At 67.5% G+C, this 4,935-nt stretch carries 5 protein-coding genes and 2 pseudogenes; 5 read left to right on the forward strand and 2 right to left on the reverse strand.

Going from position 1 to position 4,935, the window contains the following annotated elements; translation table 11 throughout:
• From EQG76_RS07565 to EQG76_RS07575, 3 genes and pseudogenes are all read left to right on the forward strand, one after another.
• Nucleotides 1-241 (forward strand): annotated as a pseudogene (locus EQG76_RS07565) (TRAP transporter small permease); the annotation flags it as partial.
• Nucleotides 238-1,509, forward strand: coding sequence for a TRAP transporter large permease (locus EQG76_RS07570; protein WP_159712060.1), 1,272 nt, complete (start codon nucleotides 238-240; stop codon nucleotides 1,507-1,509). The pseudogene EQG76_RS07565 and the gene EQG76_RS07570, both read left to right, overlap by 4 nt.
• Nucleotides 1,510-1,591: 82 nt before the next feature.
• Nucleotides 1,592-2,188 carry a glutathione S-transferase family protein gene (locus EQG76_RS07575; protein WP_159712062.1) on the forward strand — a complete coding sequence of 199 codons (597 nt, stop codon included), beginning with the start codon at nucleotides 1,592-1,594 and terminating at the stop codon, nucleotides 2,186-2,188.
• 10 nt (nucleotides 2,189-2,198) lie between these two features.
• Here the strand turns inward: EQG76_RS07575 and EQG76_RS07580 are convergent, their stop codons facing one another.
• Nucleotides 2,199-2,528, reverse strand: a complete 330-nt coding sequence (locus EQG76_RS07580; RefSeq protein ID WP_159712064.1) for an L-rhamnose mutarotase — start codon at nucleotides 2,526-2,528, stop codon at nucleotides 2,199-2,201.
• Between the two features lie 11 nt (nucleotides 2,529-2,539).
• On the reverse strand, nucleotides 2,540-3,277 hold the full coding sequence (locus EQG76_RS07585) for a GntR family transcriptional regulator (RefSeq protein WP_159712066.1): 738 nt from the start codon (nucleotides 3,275-3,277) through the stop codon (nucleotides 2,540-2,542).
• Between the two features lie 112 nt (nucleotides 3,278-3,389).
• Here EQG76_RS07585 and EQG76_RS07590 point away from each other — a divergent pair, with 112 nt between their 5' ends.
• Both EQG76_RS07590 and EQG76_RS07595 read left to right on the forward strand, forming a co-directional pair.
• Nucleotides 3,390-4,424 (forward strand): sugar ABC transporter substrate-binding protein, encoded by a 1,035-nt coding sequence (locus tag EQG76_RS07590; RefSeq protein WP_200840637.1) that lies wholly within the window; start codon nucleotides 3,390-3,392, stop codon nucleotides 4,422-4,424.
• A gap of 95 nt (nucleotides 4,425-4,519) precedes the next feature.
• Nucleotides 4,520-4,935, forward strand: a pseudogene (locus EQG76_RS07595) (ABC transporter permease); the annotation flags it as partial.

A 4,935-nucleotide genomic window follows, 5' to 3' on the forward strand; every position in this document is an offset into this window, starting at 1 on the left:
GCTGTCGGCCCGCGTGGTCGAGGCCATCGTGCTGGCCTTCTGCCTCTACACCTTCGTCACCAATTTCGGCCTCCTGCGCCTGACGATGCGCCAGTCCTCGGCCACGCTCGGCCTGCCGATGGTGTGGGTCTATGCCGGCTACAGCGTGATGGCGTTCATGATCGCCGGCGATGTCCTGGTCCGCTGGATCACCGGCCGCCGCCCCCCGCCTGACCCGGTCGAAGAGGTCCAGCCGTCATGACCCTGGTGCTGCTGGCGGGCTTCCTCGTCCTCCTGCTGATCAATGTGCCCGTCTCGTTCGCACTGGCGATCGCCTCGTTCCTGGCCGTGACCTATGGCGGCATCCCGCCGACGCTGGTGGCGCAGCGGATGACCGCCGCGATCGATTCCTTCATCCTTCTGGCGGTGCCTTTCTTCCTGCTGGCCGGCCATCTGATGGCGCGCAGCGGGATCGCGCGCGACATTATCGACTTCGCCAATGCTGCGATCGGCTGGGCACGCGGCGGGCTGGCCCATGCCGGCATCGGTGCGGGCACGCTGATGGGCGGGATGACCGGCTCGGCGGTGGCCGAGGCCTCGTCCGCGGGCGGCATCATGATCCCGCCCATGAAGGAGAAGGGCTATGACGGCGCGTTCTGCGCCGCCGTCACCGCCGCTGCCTCGACCATCTCAGTGGTGATCCCGCCCTCCATCCCGATGATCATCTTCTGCGTCGTCACCGGCACCTCGGTCAGTAAGCTGTTCATCGCCGGGCTGATCCCGGGCGTGCTGATCGCGATCCTGCTGATGGTCACCGCCTGGGTCATCTCGGTCCGGCGCGGCTATCCCAAGGGGCCACGGGGTTCAGTGCGGGGCTTCCTGCGGGCGACGCGCGCCAGCGTCTGGGGCCTGATGATGCCGCTCGTGATCATCGGCTCGATCCGCTACGGCATCGCCACGCCGACCGAGGCGTCGGTAGTGGCCGTGCTGTACGGCCTGATCGTCGGCATGTTCGTCTACCGCACCATCCGGCTGGCCGACCTGCCGCGCATCGTGCTGGAAACCTGCGTCACCACCGGCGTGGTCATGCTGATGATCGCGGCGGCCTCGCTCTACGGCCTGATCATCACCCGCGAGCAGATCCCGCAGGGCGCCGCCCAGCTCATCCTGGGCCTGACCAGCGACCCGACCCTGGTGCTGCTCCTGATCTTCTGCGTGTACCTGTTCGCCGGCATGATCCTGGACTTGGGTGCCAGCATCATCATCCTGGTGCCGGTGCTCTGGCCGGTCACCCAGACGCTCGGGATCGACCCGATCCAGTTTGGCGTCGTCACCGTGGTGGGGCTGGCGATCGGCCTGGTGACGCCGCCGGTCGGCGCCAGCCTGTTCGTCACCTGTGGCATCGCCCGCTGCAACCTCGTCCAGGGCAGCACGGCCGTCCTGCCGTTCGTGGTGGCCCTGATCCTGCTGGTGATCGCAATCATCTTCTTCCCGGGCATCGCGACCTGGCTGCCTTCGCGGATGGACTAGGCGCCGCTACCCGGGGTGTTGCCAGCGCCGGCGAGGTCGAGGCATCACCAGTATCCGGGAGAGACTGAGGGACCATCGGACGATGCAGCTCTACTGGGCACCGAAGACGCGCTCCATCCGGATCCTCTGGCTGCTGGAGGAGATCGGCCGGCCATATGAGCGGGTGACACTCGACATCCGCAACGGGCGGCAGACGGATCCGGACTTCCTGCGGCTCAACCCGATGGGCAAGGTGCCGGTCCTGGTCGACGGCCAGGCGGTGGTCTCGGAATCCGGTGCGATCGTGGCCTATCTGGCCGACCGATTCCCCGAGGCCCGGCTGGCGCCACCTTTGGGCGACCCGCGGCGCGGCCAGTACCTGAAATGGCTGTTCTTCTCCGGCAACTGCATCGAGGGCGCCTTTGCCGAGAAGTTCGGCAACCTGAAGCTGCCCGAGGCGGCGGCCGGCTGGGGCAGTTTCGCGCGCGTGGTCGACGTGCTGGAGGGGGCCGTGGCGGACGGACCCTGGCTGCTGGGCGAGACATTCACCGCCGCGGACGTCATGATCGGCGCCGACCTCTATTTCGGCATGGTCGCCTTCCGGATCATCGAGCCCCGCCCGGCGCTGACCGCCTATGTGGAGCGCTGCCAGGCACGTCCTGCCTGGCAGCGCTCCATGGCGATCGACGAAGCCGAATGAGCCTGGCGCTTCAGTCGGTGTGGAACACCTCGTCCATCTGCGCCCACCACTCGCCCTCCTTGCGGGTCGAAAACGGCTCCTGCATCGGGTCGGTGATCTTCCACCAGCGCTGCGTCTCGGGGTCGGCCGCCATCTTCGCCATGTCGGCAGCGAAGTCGCTGCCGTGGTACTCGAAATAGGCGAACAGGATGTTCTCCGGCCGCTTCAGGAAGATCGAGTAGTTCTTGATGTTGCAGGCGGCGATGGTGGCGAGCACCGACGGCCAGACCTCGACATGGATGCGCTCGTATTCCTCGATCGCTTCCGGGCGCAGGCGGATGCACGAGCCGTAGCGTTTCATGGGTAGCCCTCTTAGTCGGCGAAGTAGCCGGGATGCTGGCGGCGCAGCTCGTCCAGCATCCCGATGATGACGTCCAGGTGCTGGATGAGCCGCCGGCGGGCCAGCGGGAGGTCCTTCGCCTCGAACGCCTCCAGGATCGCCCTGTGCTCCGCGGCCACCGCCTTCATCCGGTCGTTCTGCGGGAAGCCCAGGCGGTGCAGCCGGTCCAGATGCGCCTTGGCATGCTGGATCGGCCGCCAGACCCCCTCCGCCCCGGCGGCTCGGGCGAAGCACTGGTGGAACATCACGTCGAGGCGCATGAAGTCCTGCACGTCGCCCTGGCTGCCCAGCGCCTCGTGCTCGGCCAGCACGGCATGAGCCTCTGCCGAGGCAGCCGCGGTCCAGGCGCCCGCCGCCTTCTCCAGGATCGCGACCTCCAGCGCCTTGCGGATGAAGTGGCCGTCTTGGACCTTGCCGAGCTTGATCGGCGCCACATAGGTGCCCTGCTGCGGGAAGACGTCGAGCAGTTCCTCCTCGACCAGCCGGACGATCGCGTTGCGCACCGGCGTGCGCGAGACCCCTGCCTCCCGGCAGACCATGTTCTCGCTGACCAGCGCGCGCGGCGGCAGGCGCAGTTCCAGGATCGCCTCGCGCAGGGCCTGGCAGACCTGATCGGCCACGTTGCGCCGCCGGTCGACCGCCAGGCCGAGCCAGGGCTCGCCGGCTGGACCGGCCGGGCCGGGCCGGATCATCGTGATGCTGGTTACCATCCCTGTTCCGTCTGCGTTCTTGCGCGCTGGACACTTGTATCCTAGCGTCCGTCGCATGCGCCGCAACCCGCCTGGGGTGCGGCGCGATGATTTGGATCAGGGAAGCATCGCCGTGACGAAGACCGCTCACGCATTCCGCCTGCTCGCAGCCGGCCTCCTCCTGAGCGCGGCCGCCACTGCCGCCCATGCCGCCGAGGATACGCTCGTGGCGTTGGTGCCGGCCGGGCCGCACCCCTATTTCGCTGCCTGGGAGCAGGCCGGCCAGGACGCCGCCAAAGACTTCGGGCTGGAGGGCGGCGACTACCGTGTTCCGCCCAAGTGGGAACTGTCCCAGCAGAACCAGTTGCTGGAGAGCCTGGTCACGCAAGGCTATAACGGCTTCCTGGTGTTCCCCGGCGATCCGGTCGGCGGCAACGGCGTGGTCAGCGAGCTGGTCGAGCAGGGCGCGCCCGTGATCGCTGGCGGCGGTTGCCTGAAGGAGCCGTCGGACGCCGCGTTCTGCCTTGGCACCGACACCGGCAACTCCGCCTATATCGGCACCCAGGAGCTGATCAAGCGGATGGGGGGCAAGGGCAAGATCGCCCACTTCGCCGGCTTCCTCGTCGATCCGAACACGCAGCTGCGCATCGACGCGGTGAACAAGGCGGCGGCCGAGACCAATGGTGCCGTGGAGGTGGTCCAGGTGATCGCCGACATCGATGCGCCGGAGCCGGCCGAGGAGAAGATCAACGCCTACCTGGCGGCGCACGGCAACGAGGTCGACGGCATCGTCACGACCGCCTGGATCCCGGCGGTCGTGTCCGCCAATGCCCTGCGCAAGATGGGCGACAAGCGGATCAAGATGGTCGGCATCGACCATGACGAGGTCGTGCTGCAGGCCATCAAGGACGGGTTCGTCGACGGCACCATGCTGCAGAACCCCTACGGCCAGGGCTATATCGGCACCTTCGCACTCGATCGGCTGCGCAGCGGCTGCACGGTCAAGGAGGACGCGCCGTTTGCCTCGACGGCGCTGACCGACCGGTTCATCGACAGCGGCACCACCTTCGTGGATGCCTCGGGAGTCGACAACTATGTCGGCGCCATGCAGGCGATCACCAAGGAGATCATGGCCGACTTCGAGACCAAGTATCTCACCTGCGAGTGATCCCCTCACCCCGGCAGCCTCGTCCCGGCAGCTGGGGTGATTCCTTCTGACAACTTCCGGCCAGGACCTCGATGCAACCGGCAAGCTCGCTTCCCTTGGGCCAGCCCCGATCGGCCGGCAGCCCGTCCTTCGTGCGGGCGGGCTTTCTCGGCGGCAACGAGTTCGGCCTGATCGTGCTGATCGTGGTGTTCGCCACGCTGTTCACGCTGGCGACCAAGGGCTTCGCCTCACCCTTCAACCTGTTCACGCTCGGTCGGACCATGGGGATCGACATCCTCATCGGCTTCTCGATGATGGTGGTGATCGTGTCCGGCGGGCTGAACCTGGCGGTGGGCGCCATCGGGGTCTGCGCGGTGATGGCGGCGGGCTACGCCATGGAAACGTTCGGCCTGCCCTGGCCGCTGGGCCTGGCGGTCTGCCTGCTGGTGGGGGCAGCGCTCGGTGCGGTGAACGGCGAGGCGATCGTGCGCTCAGGCGTACACAGCTTCATCATTACGCTCGCCACCATGAG

Origin of the sequence: Geminicoccus flavidas (assembly GCF_009806515.1) — a bacterium.
Taxonomy (GTDB): domain Bacteria; phylum Pseudomonadota; class Alphaproteobacteria; order Geminicoccales; family Geminicoccaceae; genus Geminicoccus; species Geminicoccus flavidus.

What these genes read in the sequence shown, in the direction of transcription:
- EQG76_RS07585 (WP_159712066.1), bottom strand. Translation starts at nt 3,277, where the DNA reads ATGGTAACCAGCATCACGATGATCCGGCCCGGCCCGGCCGGTCCAGCC.
- EQG76_RS07570 (WP_159712060.1), top strand. Translation starts at nt 238, where the DNA reads ATGACCCTGGTGCTGCTGGCGGGCTTCCTCGTCCTCCTGCTGATCAAT.
- EQG76_RS07580 (WP_159712064.1), bottom strand. Translation starts at nt 2,528, where the DNA reads ATGAAACGCTACGGCTCGTGCATCCGCCTGCGCCCGGAAGCGATCGAG.
- EQG76_RS07575 (WP_159712062.1), top strand. Translation starts at nt 1,592, where the DNA reads ATGCAGCTCTACTGGGCACCGAAGACGCGCTCCATCCGGATCCTCTGG.